The organism is Enterobacter sp. HSTU-ASh6, from assembly GCF_026319105.1.
Classification (GTDB): Bacteria; Pseudomonadota; Gammaproteobacteria; order Enterobacterales; family Enterobacteriaceae; genus Enterobacter; species Enterobacter sichuanensis.
The window spans coordinates 17,978-33,511 of sequence record NZ_WSPD01000024.1; the positions used below are offsets into that span (position 1 = coordinate 17,978).

Annotated in this window: 16 protein-coding genes; 12 read left to right on the top strand and 4 right to left on the bottom strand. The window is 57.5% G+C overall.

The genetic code is table 11. From position 1 onward, the window contains the following. The first annotated feature begins 113 nt into the window (after nt 1-113). The 3 genes from GM298_RS20830 (at nt 114) to GM298_RS20840 (ending at nt 3,009) form a co-directional block, all read left to right on the top strand. Nucleotides 114-1,307 carry an NAD(P)/FAD-dependent oxidoreductase gene (locus tag GM298_RS20830; protein ID WP_094919424.1) on the top strand — a complete coding sequence of 398 codons (1,194 nt, stop codon included), beginning with the start codon at nt 114-116 and terminating at the stop codon, nt 1,305-1,307. 109 nt (nt 1,308-1,416) lie between these two features. Continuing rightward, nucleotides 1,417-1,815 carry a potassium channel family protein gene (locus GM298_RS20835; protein WP_025759666.1) on the top strand — a complete coding sequence of 133 codons (399 nt, stop codon included), beginning with the start codon at nt 1,417-1,419 and terminating at the stop codon, nt 1,813-1,815. Between the two features lie 168 nt (nt 1,816-1,983). Continuing rightward, complete coding sequence (locus tag GM298_RS20840; RefSeq protein WP_025759668.1) at nt 1,984-3,009, top strand: TerC/Alx family metal homeostasis membrane protein; 1,026 nt, start codon at nt 1,984-1,986, stop codon at nt 3,007-3,009. Nucleotides 3,010-3,493: 484 nt separating this feature from the next. Here GM298_RS20840 and GM298_RS20845 read toward each other — a convergent pair whose 3' ends face one another. After that, complete coding sequence (locus tag GM298_RS20845) at nt 3,494-4,156, bottom strand: HAD family hydrolase (protein ID WP_128338797.1); 663 nt, start codon at nt 4,154-4,156, stop codon at nt 3,494-3,496. Nucleotides 4,157-4,392: 236 nt separating this feature from the next. Between GM298_RS20845 and GM298_RS20850 the strand changes: the two genes are divergently transcribed. Then, the gene (locus tag GM298_RS20850) at nt 4,393-4,920 is read left to right on the top strand and encodes an NlpC/P60 family protein (RefSeq protein WP_032672654.1); all 528 of its coding nucleotides are present in this window, start codon (nt 4,393-4,395) and stop codon (nt 4,918-4,920) included. A gap of 5 nt (nt 4,921-4,925) precedes the next feature. On the opposite strand, the gene GM298_RS20855 is transcribed toward GM298_RS20850, so the two are convergent. Both GM298_RS20855 and GM298_RS20860 read right to left on the bottom strand, forming a co-directional pair. After that, complete coding sequence (locus tag GM298_RS20855) at nt 4,926-5,720, bottom strand: SDR family NAD(P)-dependent oxidoreductase (RefSeq protein ID WP_025759627.1); 795 nt, start codon at nt 5,718-5,720, stop codon at nt 4,926-4,928. Between the two features lie 33 nt (nt 5,721-5,753). Then, complete coding sequence (locus GM298_RS20860; RefSeq protein ID WP_045286772.1) at nt 5,754-6,635, bottom strand: LysR family transcriptional regulator; 882 nt, start codon at nt 6,633-6,635, stop codon at nt 5,754-5,756. Nucleotides 6,636-6,734: 99 nt separating this feature from the next. Between GM298_RS20860 and GM298_RS20865 the strand changes: the two genes are divergently transcribed. The 8 genes from GM298_RS20865 (at nt 6,735) to arnF (ending at nt 14,947) form a co-directional block, all read left to right on the top strand. Next, nucleotides 6,735-7,241, top strand: coding sequence for a phenolic acid decarboxylase (locus GM298_RS20865; RefSeq protein WP_047959649.1), 507 nt, complete (start codon nt 6,735-6,737; stop codon nt 7,239-7,241). A 324-nt stretch (nt 7,242-7,565) separates the two neighbouring features. Next, the gene (gene arnB / locus GM298_RS20870; RefSeq protein ID WP_045286770.1) at nt 7,566-8,705 is read left to right on the top strand and encodes a UDP-4-amino-4-deoxy-L-arabinose aminotransferase; all 1,140 of its coding nucleotides are present in this window, start codon (nt 7,566-7,568) and stop codon (nt 8,703-8,705) included. Between the two features lies 1 nt (nt 8,706). After that, entirely contained in the window at nt 8,707-9,690 is a 984-nt protein-coding gene (gene arnC / locus GM298_RS20875) for an undecaprenyl-phosphate 4-deoxy-4-formamido-L-arabinose transferase (RefSeq protein WP_025759633.1), read from the top strand. Next, entirely contained in the window at nt 9,687-11,669 is a 1,983-nt protein-coding gene (gene arnA, locus GM298_RS20880) for a bifunctional UDP-4-amino-4-deoxy-L-arabinose formyltransferase/UDP-glucuronic acid oxidase ArnA (RefSeq protein WP_128338798.1), read from the top strand. The genes arnC and arnA overlap by 4 nt, the downstream gene beginning before the upstream one ends. Further along, nucleotides 11,666-12,568, top strand: a complete 903-nt coding sequence (gene arnD / locus GM298_RS20885) for a 4-deoxy-4-formamido-L-arabinose-phosphoundecaprenol deformylase (RefSeq protein WP_266155197.1) — start codon at nt 11,666-11,668, stop codon at nt 12,566-12,568. Before arnA ends, arnD begins: the two co-directional genes overlap by 4 nt. Further along, nucleotides 12,565-14,220 (top strand): lipid IV(A) 4-amino-4-deoxy-L-arabinosyltransferase, encoded by a 1,656-nt coding sequence (arnT, locus tag GM298_RS20890; protein WP_088244406.1) that lies wholly within the window; start codon nt 12,565-12,567, stop codon nt 14,218-14,220. The genes arnD and arnT overlap by 4 nt, the downstream gene beginning before the upstream one ends. Further along, nucleotides 14,217-14,555: a 4-amino-4-deoxy-L-arabinose-phosphoundecaprenol flippase subunit ArnE gene (gene arnE, locus GM298_RS20895; protein ID WP_025759637.1), complete on the top strand. Its 339-nt coding sequence runs from the start codon at nt 14,217-14,219 to the stop codon at nt 14,553-14,555. The genes arnT and arnE overlap by 4 nt, the downstream gene beginning before the upstream one ends. Continuing rightward, a complete protein-coding gene (gene arnF / locus GM298_RS20900; RefSeq protein WP_266155198.1) occupies nt 14,552-14,947 on the top strand; it encodes a 4-amino-4-deoxy-L-arabinose-phosphoundecaprenol flippase subunit ArnF in 396 nt (131 codons plus the stop codon). Before arnE ends, arnF begins: the two co-directional genes overlap by 4 nt. Here the strand turns inward: arnF and acpT are convergent. Further along, entirely contained in the window at nt 14,889-15,500 is a 612-nt protein-coding gene (gene acpT / locus GM298_RS20905) for a 4'-phosphopantetheinyl transferase AcpT (RefSeq protein ID WP_225287584.1), read from the bottom strand. The genes arnF and acpT overlap by 59 nt on opposite strands. Between the last annotated feature and the right edge of the window lie 34 nt (nt 15,501-15,534).

Consider the following 15,534-nt stretch of genomic DNA (forward strand, 5'->3'; position numbering starts at 1 on the left):
CAGAAAGGATATTCTTTAAATTTCAATGGAATGGCTTTGTAATATCTTTTTACGCTGGTGTGACCACAGAGGAAACTTTACAATCCGCGGCAGTGAATAATGAGGATTTTGACGTGGAAAGGTTTGATGCCGTGGTAATTGGCGCCGGTGCGGCGGGTATGTTTTGTGCGGCGATGGCCGGACAGGCGGGTCGTCGCGTGCTGCTGCTGGATAACGGTAAAAAGCCAGGCCGTAAAATCCTGATGTCCGGCGGCGGGCGCTGCAACTTTACCAACCTCTATGTTGAACCTGCGGCGTATCTGAGCCAGAACCGGCATTTTTGTAAATCTGCGCTGGCGCGTTACACCCAGTGGGACTTTATCGATCTGGTGGGTAAGCACGGCATCGCCTGGCATGAGAAGACGCTGGGCCAGCTGTTCTGCGACGACTCCGCGCAACAGATTGTCGATATGCTGGTGGCCGAGTGCGAAAAGGGCGGCGTGGTCATGCGCCTGCGCACGGAGGTGCTGGCGGTCACGCGTGACGAACAGGGCTATACGCTTCAGCTCAACGGTGACACCGTCAGTGCCGATAACCTGGTGATTGCCAGCGGCGGTCTGTCGATGCCGGGGCTGGGTGCCTCGCCGTTCGGCTACAAAATTGCCGAGCAGTTTGGCCTGAAGGTGCTGCCGACCCGCGCCGGTCTGGTGCCGTTTACGCTGCATAAACCGCTGCTGGAACAGCTCCAGACGCTCTCCGGGGTCTCCGTTCCGTCCGTTATTACCGCTGAAGACGGGACGGTGTTCCGCGAAAATCTGCTCTTTACCCATCGCGGCCTCTCCGGCCCGGCGGTATTGCAAATCTCCAGCTACTGGCAGCCGGGGGAGTTTGTCACGGTTAACCTGCTTCCCGATTGCGATCTGGACGCGTTCCTCAACGCGCAGCGTGCCGCGCACCCGAATCAGAGCCTGAAAAATACCCTGGCCATGCAGCTGCCGAAACGTCTGGTGGAGTGTTTACAGGTTTTAGGCCAGATCCCGGATGTGTCGCTCCGCCAGCTTAACAGCCGCGAGCAGGAGACGCTGGTCGAGACCCTGACGAACTGGCGGGTGCAGCCAAACGGCACCGAAGGCTACCGCACGGCGGAAGTGACGCTGGGTGGCGTGGATACGCATGAACTCTCTTCCCGCACCATGGAAGCGCGCAACGTGCCGGGGCTCTATTTTATTGGTGAAGTGATGGATGTGACCGGCTGGCTCGGCGGATATAACTTCCAGTGGGCATGGGCCAGTGCCTGGGCCTGCGCGCAGGCGCTGGCAGAGAAATAATCACGCAACGCAATTATTGCACCAACTTTTCCCGCTCTTTCTACTAAGCTTCGACCAGGTGCCCCGCTGCGTTCGCGGGGCCATATTCCTTTTGGTCAGAGCATTCGTCATGCAGCTACTCAGTATTATCATTTTGCTTACCCTTACCGTGGTGATCCATTCGCTGTGGATGTTTGGCGTTTTAAAATTCATAAAACTTGAAGTGGATTCAGCGGTACGCATTGTCTTACGCAATGTTGGCATCGTTATCTCCATGATCTTCGCGCATCTCCTCGAAGCCGGGCTGTTTGCTGCGTTTTATTTTGTCATTGACGCATTTAAGGACTGGAATACCAGCTTCTATTTTTCGCTGGTCAGTTACGCCACCGTGGGGTACGGCGATGTCACGTTACCCCAGCACTGGCGGCTCATCGGCGGCGTAGAGGGGCTTATCGGCGCCCTGATGGTTGGCTGGTCTGTGGCGGTGCTGGTGGCGGTGCTGCAGCGTTTGCGTGGCATGACCGCCTAAACGACAGATGCGCACGCCCCGCCTGGTAAGGTAAAGTACCCCCTTCTTGCGTAGCCGACAGTGCTACGGCTTTGAGGGTGAAGAGGCTGAGTAACAGCCCACGCCTTTCTGTTCCTGGTTTACGCCAGTTTGCATGGTGTTGTGTTTTGTCTGCCAAAAGGGTTTTGTATGTCTGCTGCTCATCTCGGTTTCCCGACGGAAACCGTTGTTGTCTTTGTGGTGATGGCCGTTGGGGCGATGTTTATCGACCTCTTTATGCACCGTCACGATAAACCGATCTCGCTGAAAAGTGCCGCCATGTGGTCCCTCTTCTGGGTCATGATGGCGATGGCGTTCGCCGGGTTCCTGTATGTTCACCATGGTGCCGAAATGGCGAGCCTGTTCCTTACCGGTTACGCGCTGGAAGAGGTGCTCTCTGTCGATAACCTGTTTGTGATGATGGCGATCTTCGCCTGGTTCGGCGTGCCGGATAAGTATCGTCACCGCGTCCTTTACTGGGGCGTGCTGGGGGCGATTATCTTCCGCGGTATTTTCGTGGCGATCGGCACCAGCCTGCTGAGCCTGGGGCCGTACGTGGAGGTGATTTTCGCGCTGGTCGTCGGCTGGACGGCAGTGATGATGCTCAAGCGCAATGAAGAGAGCGACGAGGTGGAGGATTACTCCGGGCATCTCGCGTATCGCCTGGTGAAACGCTTCTATCCTGTCTGGCCGAAAATCAGCAGCAATGCCTTTATTCTGACCCAGAAAGAGGTGGATGCGGAGCTTGAAAAACCGGAAAACCAGGACGTAATGGTGGGCCGCGTTAAGAAGGCGAAGCGCTATGCGACGCCGCTGCTGCTTTGCGTGGCGGTTGTCGAACTCTCTGATGTGATGTTCGCCTTTGACTCCGTGCCGGCCATTATTGCCGTGAGCCGCGAACCGCTGATTATTTACAGCGCCATGATGTTCGCCATTCTCGGCCTGCGTACGCTCTACTTCGTGCTGGAAGCGCTGAAGCAGTATCTGGTGCACCTCGAAAAAGCCGTCGTGCTGCTGCTGTTCTTCGTGGCGTTCAAGCTGGGATTAAATGCCACCGATCACTTCTGGCATCACGGTTACAACATTGGCGCCACGGCAAGCCTGTTTGTCGTGCTCGGCGTGCTGGCGCTGGGGATTATTGCGAGCGTGATGTTCCCTGGAAAACGCGAGGCCTGATACCTCGCTTTTCTCCCTCTCCCTGTGGGGTGAGGAAAATAATGTCTGCTCCGACGACCCCCTCTCTCTTGAGGGAGAGGGCTGGGGTGAGGGGGAACATACGGCTGTAGAGGTTATTCCGTTCACTTTATGTTCCTTGCTACTCTGTAACGGCATGACCAGTGAACGTGCCAGGGCGGCTCAATCGCCACCGCCCTGGCGACCCGGGCTCCCGGCGGTAAATCGCCGCTTCGCGGTACCCTCAGCTTATTCCTCCAGGCTATCGGGTCGGGCATGAGCCTGCATCCCTGCAGGCCACGCCCTCTCGGCGCATCCCTGCGCCTCGCCCCGGCCTTACGGAAACGCTTCGGCGATTTACAGCCGGACCAGGGTATCGCTGTAAGTCATTAATTTTACTGAAGCAACGTCCATCGCTTCAGATAAAAAATTACTGAGGATTCCCCAGCCCTGTGGGAGAAGGCCGGGTGAGGGCACCAGAGCGCACCTAACCCTTGATCGGTGAATTCCGGCGCTTGCGTGGGGGATGGAAATGCCGCCAGTGCGGATCCTGCGCGGCTGCCAGCAGTTCGTGGTCGCCGCGGGTGTCTCCCCAGGCACGCAGGTGATAGGCGTTCAAATCGCCGTACACTTTTTCCAGCCTGGCCACTTTCTGAGCGCAGCGGCAGTTATGGCCGGTAATGCGCCCCGTCAGCTTACCGTCTTTCACTTCCAGTTGGGTACCAATCAGCTTAATGCCCAGTTTGTCGGCCCAGGGCTGGAGCACCAGCGCCGGCGACGCGGAACAGATGGTCACCTCCGCACCAGAATTTACCTCAGCCGCAACCGCCAGAACCCCTTCGGGGCGCATCAGCTTGTCCCAGTATTTTTCGCAAAACGCTTCCGCCTGCTGGCGTAACCAGTGTTCATCCACGTCCGTCAGGAACGTTTTAATCAGCACTTCTTTTAGCTCATCGCGCGTCAGCTTACGGCGCACGCAGTGGAGCGTGGGCAGCGCCATACGCACCAGGCGGCCTGCGAAGTAACGTTTCCCGAAGGCAAACCGCAGGAAAGGGATAAAGCTGTCGTGGTGCGTTAATGTCCCGTCAAAGTCAAAGACAGAGAGCACGCTGGATTTCGCCACCGTCTCGTCGGCAATCATATTGGTCATAAATACGTCTTAGCTGAAATACACATTCTTCGGATCAGTTTACCTGCTTTACCCTGGGAGTCCTTAGATCACCACCATTTTTTTCTCGATCTTGCGAACTGAAAGTGAGTCCAATTTTGGTCTCGATAAGCGTTGGTGAAAAAGTGAGCTGCCTATATTATCGCCACATCACGATTTTTAGGGGGACCCTTGGCCTCTGCAGGTAAGGAAAAATTCACTCACATACGCTCTCTGATATGACCTTAAGATCGCTTATTTCAATACTCTCGTTAAGTTTTGCCTCGTTTTCCGCCTTCAGTTTTCAACTGCCGGCATCAATGCTATCGATGAACAACGAGCTTGCGGCAGCGCCTGCGAAATCGGCGCTGCTTCACCCGGAAACGGGTCCGCTGCGCTCACGTATTCTCGATCAATACCAGAAGTGGAAAGGCACGCAGTATCAGTGGGGCGGCACCACGCATCGCGGGGTGGATTGCTCCGCGCTGATGCAGCATCTGTTCAGCGATGCCGTACATCTCGACCTGCCGCGCACCACAGGTGAGCAGATCCATCGCGGCGTGCAGGTGGCGCAATACCGCCTTCAGGTCGGGGATCTGGTGTTCTTCCAGACCGGCCCGAACCGTAAGCACGTCGGCGTATACATTGGCGACAGCCAGTTTATTCATGCCTCAAGCAGCCAGGGCGTGACGGTGTCCACCCTGAACGATAGCTACTGGCAAGCGCACTATATTACTGCCCGCCGGGTTGCAGGCAGTGCGGCCTGACCGGCTCAGATAATGTCATCCACGACGCCACCGTCGACGCGCAACGCCGCGCCCGAGGTGGCGGAGGCCTGAGGCGAACAGACATAAATCACCATGTTGGCGACCTCTTCAACCGTGGCTGCGCGCTGGATCACCGAGCTGGGGCGGTTGGCCATCACAAACTCTTTTGCCAGCTGCTCCAGCGATTTTCCGGTTTTCTCGATCTCGTCTTTCATCATCTCCGCGAAACCGTCCGACATCGTCGGGCCCGGCAAGACGCTGTTGACCGTCACACCGCTGCCAGCCACGAACTTCGCCAGTCCGCGCGCCAGCGAGAGTTGCGCCGTTTTGGTCACACCGTAGTGGATCATGTCCGCCGGAATATTGCAGGCCGACTCGGAGGAGATAAACACCACCCGTCCCCAGCCTTTCTGCACCATACCGGGAAGCAGAGCGCGGGAGAGGCGCACGCCGGACATCACGTTGGTCTGCCAGTAACGCTCCCAGGTGTCATCGTCGGTGGCATAGAAATCCTGCGGGCCGTAAATCCCGGCGTTATTGACCAGAATGTCGACATTGCTCGCCACCTTCAGCAGCGACTCAACCCCTTCATGTGAACCGAGATCGGCGATCGCGGCACGCACCTGTACGCCAGGAACCACCTGCTGTAGCTGTTGAATACCCTTGTTCACCGAGTCGGTGCTGCGCCCATTGACGATCACTTCCGCGCCGCTTTCAGCCAGCCCTCTGGCAATGGCGAAACCAATTCCGCCCGTTGAGGCGGTCACCAGCGCCACTTTTCCCGTCAGGTCGATCTTCATCATCAGGCTCCTTATCGTTTTAACGTTCGGACCTTAAAGCGTAGCAGGTGATGATGACGGCTCCTGGCTAAAAAGGCGCAACAGCGTCTCGACCTGCTCATCAAGCGGGGCGAGGGAGCGCTTAACGATCAGGTGCAGCGGCGTGGCCCGGCGCACGCCGTGACTGAGCGGCAGCAGCTTCAGCACCCCTTGCTCGAGTTGAGCCTGTATGCGCTCCTCCGGCAGCCAGCCGTAACCCACCTGCGACATCACCGCCTCAATGGCGGCGTCAATGGTGGAGAAGGTCCAGGAGCCTCCGGCCGTGCGTGCCGAAGACTGGTTATCCGCAATCTGGATGAGCGGCCACGGGCGGAGCATCTCATCGCTAAGCGGTGCGTCGAGCGTAAAGAGGGGGTGCTGGTGATGTGCCACGGCAACAAAGTCGATGTTCATCAGCCATTCGCCCAGCCCGGTAATATCCTGGCGACGGGTGAGCACCATCACATCGGCTTCATCGTTAATGGCCTCGGCGCGGGTGTTTTCCAGCACTTCGGTGAGGCGCACCTGCGTTTGCGGGTACTGTTGCTGGAACTGACGCAGGATGGCGAACAGACGACGGCGGGGGAAGATATTATCCACCACCAGATCCAGCCGCGTGCGCATGCCGTTGCGCAGGGTTGCCGCGCGGGTTTCAACATACGCGAAGGCTTTTAATAGCGGTTTGACCTGGCTGAGAAGCAGTTCCCCGGCGGGGGTCAACACCGCCCGGCGGCCTTCCTGAACCAGAAGCGCCACTCCCAGCCGTTCCTGCAAAAGCGACAGGTTATAGCTGACGGAAGATTGGCTGCGGTGAGTCTCTTCTGCGGCTCTGGCAAAGCTGCCCGCCTCAACCACTTTCGCCAGTAAAGACCATTGCTCAAGGGTCGTCTTGTGCATAATCAATCTAAAATTTGGATGAATTTGATTCAAACATAGCGTTATTTATTCATTTTTTGAAGGGGTACGATCGTCTCATCAAAACAAAGGAGACATCTTATGAACACCTTCGACAAACATGATTTAAGCGGCTTCGTCGGCAAACATCTGGTTTATACCTACGATAATGGCTGGAACTACGAGATTTATATCAAAAATGACACGACCATCGACTACCGTATTCACAGCGGTCTGGTGGGGAATCGTTGGGTTAAAGATCAGCGGGTGTATATCGCTCGCGTGGGTGAGAGCATCTGCAAAATCTCATGGACCGAGCCAACCGGCACCGACGTCAGCCTGATCGTGAACCTGGGCGATAAACTGTTCCATGGCACTATCTTCTTCCCGCGCTGGGTCATGAACAACCCGGAAAAAACCGTCTGCTTCCAGAACGATCACATTCCGCTGATGAACAGCTATCGCGATGCTGGCCCTGCGTATCCAACGGAAGTGATTGATGAATTTGCCACTATTACCTTTGTGCGCGACTGCGGTGCTAACGATGACAGCGTTATTGCGTGTGCGGCCAGCGAGTTACCAGAAAACTTTCCAGATAACTTAAAATAAGCGCGACAATTAACTAAAAAGAAAAGTTCCCGGTTATTCCCTATTATTTTGGAAGAACCGGGATTTTTTTTGTTTGTTGAGGTTTGGTTTAAACGTTACATTTTGAAAAGGTTGAATACGATCACAAAATAAATAATTCATAAAAGTGCAATCTGTTGATTGTAAACTGATTTTCATGTTGTTTATTTCGGTTTAAATACTCGTCTTAATTTTTCCCTAAGAAATGAGCGCTACCTTGATATGAGTTTATGGTTCGTTGAAATATACGAACTGGCAAATGGTTAATATCAAAAGCATGCCATTCTTATTGCAAGGAATTTAATGATGAGTGATTTTTTGCCTTTTTCCCGCCCGTCTATGGGCAATGAGGAATTAGCGGCGTTGCAGGAGGTATTAGCCTCCGGCTGGATCACGACCGGGCCGAAAAATCAGGCGCTGGAAGAGGCATTTTGCCAGCTTACCGGCAATCAGCACGCGATTGCGGTCTGTTCAGCCACTGCGGGCATGCACGTTACGCTGATGGCGCTGGATATTGGCCCGGGTGATGAAGTCATTACCCCCTCCCAGACCTGGGTCTCCACGCTGAATATGATCGTTTTGCTGGGCGCCACGCCGGTGATGATTGACGTGGATAAAGAGACGTTGATGGTGACGCCCGACGCCGTTGAAGCGGCTATTACCCCGCGTACTAAAGCCATTATTCCCGTGCATTATGCCGGCGCGCCCTGTGATATCGACGCTATTCACGCCATCGGTGAACGTCACGGTATTCCGGTGATTGAAGACGCGGCCCATGCCGCCGGAACGTACTACAAAAACCGTCATGTCGGCTGGAAAGGAACGGCGATTTTCTCCTTCCACGCCATTAAAAATATGACCTGTGCAGAAGGCGGCTTAGTCGTTACGGATAATGCCGGGCTTGCGGCGCGGATCCGCAGCCTGAAATTCCATGGCCTGGGGGTGGATGCTTATGACCGCCAGACGCATGGCCGTGCGCCGCAGGCGGAGGTGATCGCGCCGGGCTACAAATACAACCTCGCGGATATCAATGCCGCGCTGGCCCTGGTGCAGCTGGGCAAGCTGAAAGAGGCCAACCAACGCCGCCAGGCGATCGCTGAACGCTACCTGCGCGAGCTCGCCGATACGCCGTTCCAGCCGTTGACTATTCCGTCATGGCCGCACGTTCACGCCTGGCACCTGTTTATTATTCGCGTGGATGAAGCGCGCTGCGGGATCTCCCGCGACAGCCTGATGACCGCGCTGAAAGAGAAGGGCATCGGCACCGGCCTCCATTTCCGCGCGGCACACACGCAAAAATACTACCGCGAGCGTTTTCCTGATGTATCGCTCCCGAATTCTGAATGGAATAGCGCGCGTATTTGTTCTCTCCCACTTTTCCCGGACATGACTCATGACGACACAACCCGCGTCATTACCGCGCTCCATCAGCTTGCAGGACATTGATATGTTCAGTGCACCGCCCGTACAAAAAGTTTCCGTGGTTATCCCGGTTTATAACGAGCAGGAGAGCCTGCCTGAACTGATTCGCCGCACCACGGCTGCCTGCGACACGATGGGCAAAGCCTACGAAATTCTGCTGGTGGATGATGGCAGTAGCGACAATTCCGCGCTGATGATGACCGAAGCCGCGCAGGCTGAAGGCAGCCATATTGTTGCGGTGTTGCTCAACCGTAACTACGGCCAGCACTCGGCGATTATGGCGGGGTTTAGCCACGTCACGGGCGATCTGGTCATCACCCTGGATGCGGACCTGCAAAATCCGCCGGAAGAGATCCCGCGTCTGGTGGCCAAAGCCGATGAAGGCTTTGATGTGGTCGGCACGGTACGGCAAAACCGTCAGGATAGCCTGTTCCGCAAGCTGGCTTCACGCACCATTAACCGTCTTATCCAGCGCACCACCGGTAAAGCGATGGGCGATTACGGCTGTATGCTGCGCGCTTACCGCCGCCATATCGTCGACGCCATGCTGCACTGCCATGAACGCAGCACCTTTATTCCGATCCTCGCCAACACCTTTGCCCGTAAGGCGACGGAGATCCCGGTTCTGCACGCCGAGCGCGAGCACGGGGAGTCGAAGTACAGCTTTATGCGTCTCATCAACCTGATGTACGACCTCATCACCTGCCTGACCACCACGCCGCTGCGCCTGCTGAGCGTTTTCGGCAGCATTATCGCCGTCGCCGGATTTGCGCTGTCCGTTCTGCTGGTTGTCCTGCGTCTGGTCTTTGGTCCGCAGTGGGCGGCGGAAGGGGTCTTCATGCTCTTTGCCGTGCTGTTTATGTTCATCGGCGCCCAGTTTGTCGGGATGGGGCTGCTCGGTGAGTACATTGGCCGTATCTATAACGATGTTCGCGCGCGTCCGCGCTACTTTATCCAACGTGTTGTCCGTCAGGAACACAAAGCATCTCAAGAGGAAAACCACCCATGAAAGCTGTTGTCTTTGCCTATCACGATATGGGGTGCACGGGCACGCAGGCCCTGCTGGACGCGGGCTATGATATTGCTGCAATTTTTACCCATCCGGACACCGCCGGAGAGAATACCTTTTTCGGCTCTGTGGCGCGTATCGCCGCCGAGCATGGGATCCCGGTTTATGCGCCGGACGACGTTAACCACCCGCTGTGGGTGGAGCGCATCCGCGCGCTCGCCCCGGATATGATCTTCTCGTTCTACTACCGCAACCTGCTCTGCGATGAGATCTTAGGCCTGGCCGCAAAAGGGGCCTTTAATCTTCACGGATCTCTGCTGCCTGCCTACCGTGGCCGCGCCCCGCTGAACTGGGTGCTGGTGAACGGTGAGACGGAAACCGGCGTGACGCTGCACCGCATGGTGCGCCGTGCGGATGCGGGCGCCATCGTGGCACAGCAGAAAGTCGCTATCGACGCTGACGACACCGCGCTGCAGCTGCATCACAAGCTGAATTCGACGGCGCAGACGCTGCTGCGCGATGTGCTGCCGACCATCCTGAACGGCACCTTCAGCGAGACCGCGCAGGATGAGAGCAAGGCAAGCTGCTTTGGCCGCCGTACGCCGGAAGATGGCCGTCTGGACTGGAGCAAGCCGGCCCGCCAGCTGCACAACCTGGTGCGCGCCGTGACCGACCCGTGGCCGGGCGCATACAGCTTTGCGGGCGTCAGCAAATTTATCGTCTGGAAATCTCGCGTGCGTGACGACATTCCGGCCGCCAGACCGGGCACCGTTGTCTCCGTCTCCCCGCTGATTGTGAGCTGCGGTGAGCAGGCGCTGGAGATCGTCACCGGGCAAACCGACAACGGCCTGTACGTGCAGGGCACCCAGCTGGCGCAGTCTCTGGGGCTGGTGGCCGGGGCGCTGATCACCAGCGCACCGGTGGTGGCTCTCAAACGCCGCACCCGCGTGCTGATCCTCGGCGTGAACGGCTTTATCGGTAACCACCTGACCGAACGCCTGCTCAAAGATGATAACTATGAAATATATGGCCTGGATATTGGCGCGGATGCCATCAGCCGGTTCCTCAATAACCCGCGTTTCCACTTTGTGGAAGGGGACATCAGCATCCACTCTGAGTGGATCGAGTACCACATTAAAAAATGTGACGTGGTGCTGCCGCTGGTCGCCATTGCCACGCCAATCGAGTACACCCGTAACCCGCTGCGCGTGTTCGAGCTGGATTTCGAAGAGAACCTGAAGATCATCCGCGACTGCGTGAAATACGACAAGCGCATCATCTTCCCGTCCACTTCTGAAGTGTACGGCATGTGCACCGATAAGAACTTCGATGAAGACACCTCTAACCTGGTGGTCGGGCCGATCAACAAACAGCGCTGGATCTACTCTGTCTCTAAACAGCTGCTGGACCGCGTGATTTGGGCCTACGGCGAGAAAGAAGGGCTGCGCTTTACCCTGTTCCGTCCGTTTAACTGGATGGGACCCCGTCTGGATAACCTGAACGCGGCGCGTATCGGTAGCTCCCGCGCGATCACCCAGCTGATCCTGAACCTGGTGGAAGGCTCACCTATTAAGCTTATCGAAGGCGGTAAACAGAAACGCTGCTTTACGGATATCAGCGACGGGATCGAAGCCCTGTTCCGCATCATCGAAAACAAAGATAACCGCTGCAATGGTGAAATCATCAACATCGGCAACCCGGATAACGAAGCGAGCATTCGCGAGCTGGCCGAAATGCTGCTGGCCAGCTTTGAGCGCCATCCGCTGCGCGATAAATTCCCGCCGTTTGCCGGTTTCCGCGAAGTGGAAAGCAGCAGCTACTATGGCAAAGGCTACCAGGATGTCGAGCACCGTAAGCCCAGCATTCGCAATGCGAAGCGCTGCCTGAACTGGACGCCGACGGTGAAGATGGAGCAGACCATTGATGAAACGCTCGATTTCTTCCTGCGCACCGTGGAGCTCTCGGAACAGGCCTCATGAAAAAAGTCGGTTTACGCATTGATGTCGACACCTTCAGGGGGACGCGTGACGGCGTACCCAAACTGCTGGAACTGCTGGGCAGGCACGGTGTGCGTTCCAGCATTTTCTTCAGCGTGGGGCCTGACAACATGGGACGCCATTTATGGCGTCTGGTTAAACCGGCGTTTCTGTTCAAAATGGTGCGCTCGCGCGCCGCATCCCTCTACGGCTGGGATATTTTGCTGGCCGGCACCGCCTGGCCCGGCAGGCGCATCGGCGCGGGTAATGAAGCGGTTATCCGGGAGGCGGCGCTGCATCATGAGGTGGGCCTGCACGCCTGGGATCACCATGCCTGGCAAGCCTGGGCGGGCGTCTGGGACATCCCGCGCCTGACCCGCGAAGTCGAGCGCGGGATGCTGGAACTGGAGGCGATTACCGGTCAGCCGGTGCACTGCTCCGCTGTGGCAGGCTGGCGCGCGGATCAGCGTGTGGTGAAAGCCAAAGAGCCCTTCGCGTTTCGCTACAACAGCGACTGCCGCGGAACCGGACCCTTTTTGCCACTGTTGGGCGAAAATCGCTACGGTACGGTGCAAATTCCCGTCACGCTTCCCACCTGGGATGAAGTGGTGGGGCGCGAGGTGACCGCCGACGGGTTCAACCGCTATATTCTGGACTGCATCCATCGCGACGCCGGTACGCCGGTGTATACCATCCATGCCGAAGTGGAAGGGATTGCCTTCCAGCAGGATTTCGATGCGCTGCTGACCCTGGCCGCGCAGGAGGGGATCACCTTCTGCCCGTTAAGCGAGTTGCTGCCTGACGATCTCAGCACCCTGCCCGTGGGCAAAGTGGTCCGTAATGAACTGGCTGGCCGGGAAGGCTGGCTTGGCTTTCAACAAACCGTGAGTTCGGTCCCATGAAAACAGCCCGTTATGGCTTAGCGCTTCTCGCACTGTTTATCGTTTACTACCTGATCCCGGTCGATATCCGCCTGCTGTGGCAGCCTGATGAAACGCGCTATGCGGAAATCAGCCGCGAAATGCTGGCCTCCGGTGACTGGGTGGTCCCCCATTTTCTGGGGCTGCGTTACTTTGAAAAACCGATTGCTGGCTACTGGATCAACAGTCTCGGGCAAGTATTGTTCGGGCACTCGAACCTTGCCGTGCGCGCCGGGGCGATCTTCTCCACTGGACTGACGGCGCTGCTGGTTATCTGGATGGCCTGGCGTCTCTGGCGGGATAAGCGAACAGCCCTTTTCTCCGGCCTTATTTTCCTGACCCTGTTTCTTGTCTATGGCATTGGTACGTATGCGGTTCTGGATCCCATTATCACCCTGTGGCTGGTGGCGGCGATGTGCAGCTTCTGGCTGGCCTCACAGGCCCAAACCGTGGCCGGAAAAGCCGGTGGCTATGTGCTGCTTGGGCTGGCGTGCGGGATGGGGGTGATGACCAAAGGCTTCCTGGCGCTGGCGGTACCGGTGATTGGCGTGCTGCCGTGGGTGATAGCGCAGAAGCGCTGGAAAGAGGTGCTGATATTTGGCTGGCTCGCGATCCTGAGCTGCGTGCTGATTGTTCTGCCGTGGGCGCTGGCCATTGCGCAGCGAGAGCCTGATTTCTGGCGTTACTTCTTCTGGGTGGAGCATATTCAGCGTTTTGCTCAGAGCGACGCGCAGCACAAAGCGCCGTTCTGGTATTACCTGCCGTTCCTGATTGCGGGCAGCCTGCCGTGGCTGGCGCTGCTGCCCGGCGCGTTTCGTTTCGGCTGGCACGACAGACAAAACGCGGGCGGCGGGTTCTATCTGCTGGGTTGGGTGGTGATGCCGCTGCTGTTCTTCAGCATTGCCAAAGGCAAGCTGCCGACCTATATCCTGCCCTGTTTTGCCCCGCTGGCGATCCTGATGGCGCGCTATGCCTGCCTTGCGGCGGAAAAAGGTGCCAGAGCGCTGCGCATTAACGGCGGGATTAACCTGGCGTTTGGCGTCATCGGCGTGGCGGCGGCGCTGGTGGTCTCGCCGTGGGGGCTGGCTAAGCATCCTGTCTGGACATCCGTTGAGCTGTATAAAGTCTTCTGTGCGGTGGTGGCGTTCCTCTTCTGGGCCGCGGTAGGCTGGTTTACCTTCCGACAGAGCCCGCAGCGCTGGTGGCTGGCTGCCTTGTGTCCTGCGGGACTGGCGTTGCTGATTGGTTTTGCCATTCCTAACCTGGTGGTGGATTCCAAACAGCCGCAGTCGCTGGTTGATACCGTGCGCGAGCCGCTGCAGAACAGCCGGTTTGTGCTGGCCAACAATGTTGGCGTGGCCGCCGGCCTGGCGTGGGAGCTGAAACGTAATGACATCACCCTGTTTGGTCAGAGTGGCGAGCTGCGCTATGGGCTGGATTATCCCGATGTGAACGATCGTTTTGTCGGCAAAGATGACTTCGCGCAGTGGCTGGCGGCGCATCGTCAGCAGGGACGCGTATCGCTGGTTATCCTGCTGTCAAAACGCGATGACCTTGCCCGGGCGAATCTGCCCGAGCCTGACAGCCTCTATATCCAGGGCCGTCTGGCCTACCTGCAGTATCTGCCGAAATGATGATCTGGATCTGGCTGATACTGGCAAGCGTGCTCAGCTGTGCGGGGCAATTGTGTCAGAAGCAAGCCACCCGTCCGGCGAAAGCCGGGCGGCGCGGGGCGCATATCGCGCTGTGGCTTGGTCTGGCAATGCTGATGCTGGGCTGCGGGATGCTGGTCTGGCTGGTGGTGCTGCAACGCCTGCCCGTCGGCATTGCCTACCCGATGCTGAGCCTCAATTTTGTCTGGGTGACGCTGGCGGCGAAGGTCGTCTGGCGTGAGCACGTCGCGTCACACCACTGGCTGGGGGTGGGGTTCATCATCATGGGGATTATTATCCTGGGAGGGAGCCTGTGAAAGGGGCGTTGTGGGCGTTATGCAGCGTGCTGTTAGTCAGCGCCGCGCAGCTGCTCCTGCGAAGCGCCATGCAGGCGCTACCCTCTGTAGGCGAGGCGTTCGCATTTCTCCAGGCCCTCTGGCATTTCTCGTCCGGTACCGGTGCGCTGCTGCTGGGGTTAACGGGGTATGTCGCCTCTATGGGCTGCTGGTATCTGGCGCTGCACCGTATGGCGCTCAGCAAAGCGTATGCCTTGCTGAGCCTCAGCTATATCCTGGTGTGGGGCGCGGCGATCCTGTTGCCCGGCTGGGACGAACATTTTTCCTGGCGTGGGCTGGCGGGTGTCGGGTTGATTATACTGGGCGTGCTGGTGATATTTCGGCCAACGCATCGTGGATCAAACCGGCCCTGAGCTCAAAGGGCGTTGCGGTGCAGACCGCGAGACTGAGCGAGTCTACCCGGCAGTGGCTCACCGAGTGGAACGCGCTGGCGGTACTGTCAATGCTGACCATTTGCCAGGCATGACCGCCGCGCTGTTTAACAATCGCTTCTTTTCGCGTCCAGATGCGCCAGAATGCCGTAAGCTGGCTCGCTGGCGTCTCCTTTTCCAGTTCATCGTGCTCGGCGTTACTGAAGAGGGCATTGGCGAGCGTGCGCCAGTTGTCCTGCGGGCGAATATGTTCCAGCGAACATCCCACACTGCCTTCATCGCTGATAATTAACGCAATATCGTCCTGAGAGTGGCTAAAGCTGAACCACAGCGGGTAGTCGTCCGCAAAAAGGGGCTTCCCCTGTTCGTTGTGGATAATCTCCGGGAGCGGCTTCGGAGCCAGCAGACGCGAAAGCAGCCCGCGACCCGCCAGCCAGCGCGCGCGCCGGGCGCCTTCGGGCGCGTGTTCACAGAGTGCTTCAGCCCAGCGATCGGTGCTCAGCGAAGAGATCTTTCCCAGAAAAACCTGGTACATATAACGTCTGGCCTTCAGTCAAAACAGAGAGAGC

What these genes read in the sequence shown, in the direction of transcription:
- arnC (WP_025759633.1), top strand. Translation starts at nt 8,707, where the DNA reads ATGTTCAGTGCACCGCCCGTACAAAAAGTTTCCGTGGTTATCCCGGTT.
- GM298_RS20860 (WP_045286772.1), bottom strand. Translation starts at nt 6,635, where the DNA reads ATGCACAAGACGACCCTTGAGCAATGGTCTTTACTGGCGAAAGTGGTT.
- arnA (WP_128338798.1), top strand. Translation starts at nt 9,687, where the DNA reads ATGAAAGCTGTTGTCTTTGCCTATCACGATATGGGGTGCACGGGCACG.
- GM298_RS20845 (WP_128338797.1), bottom strand. Translation starts at nt 4,156, where the DNA reads ATGACCAATATGATTGCCGACGAGACGGTGGCGAAATCCAGCGTGCTC.
- acpT (WP_225287584.1), bottom strand. Translation starts at nt 15,500, where the DNA reads ATGTACCAGGTTTTTCTGGGAAAGATCTCTTCGCTGAGCACCGATCGC.
- arnD (WP_266155197.1), top strand. Translation starts at nt 11,666, where the DNA reads ATGAAAAAAGTCGGTTTACGCATTGATGTCGACACCTTCAGGGGGACG.
- GM298_RS20855 (WP_025759627.1), bottom strand. Translation starts at nt 5,720, where the DNA reads ATGAAGATCGACCTGACGGGAAAAGTGGCGCTGGTGACCGCCTCAACG.
- arnT (WP_088244406.1), top strand. Translation starts at nt 12,565, where the DNA reads ATGAAAACAGCCCGTTATGGCTTAGCGCTTCTCGCACTGTTTATCGTT.
- arnE (WP_025759637.1), top strand. Translation starts at nt 14,217, where the DNA reads ATGATGATCTGGATCTGGCTGATACTGGCAAGCGTGCTCAGCTGTGCG.
- GM298_RS20865 (WP_047959649.1), top strand. Translation starts at nt 6,735, where the DNA reads ATGAACACCTTCGACAAACATGATTTAAGCGGCTTCGTCGGCAAACAT.
- GM298_RS20840 (WP_025759668.1), top strand. Translation starts at nt 1,984, where the DNA reads ATGTCTGCTGCTCATCTCGGTTTCCCGACGGAAACCGTTGTTGTCTTT.
- arnB (WP_045286770.1), top strand. Translation starts at nt 7,566, where the DNA reads ATGAGTGATTTTTTGCCTTTTTCCCGCCCGTCTATGGGCAATGAGGAA.
- GM298_RS20835 (WP_025759666.1), top strand. Translation starts at nt 1,417, where the DNA reads ATGCAGCTACTCAGTATTATCATTTTGCTTACCCTTACCGTGGTGATC.
- GM298_RS20850 (WP_032672654.1), top strand. Translation starts at nt 4,393, where the DNA reads ATGACCTTAAGATCGCTTATTTCAATACTCTCGTTAAGTTTTGCCTCG.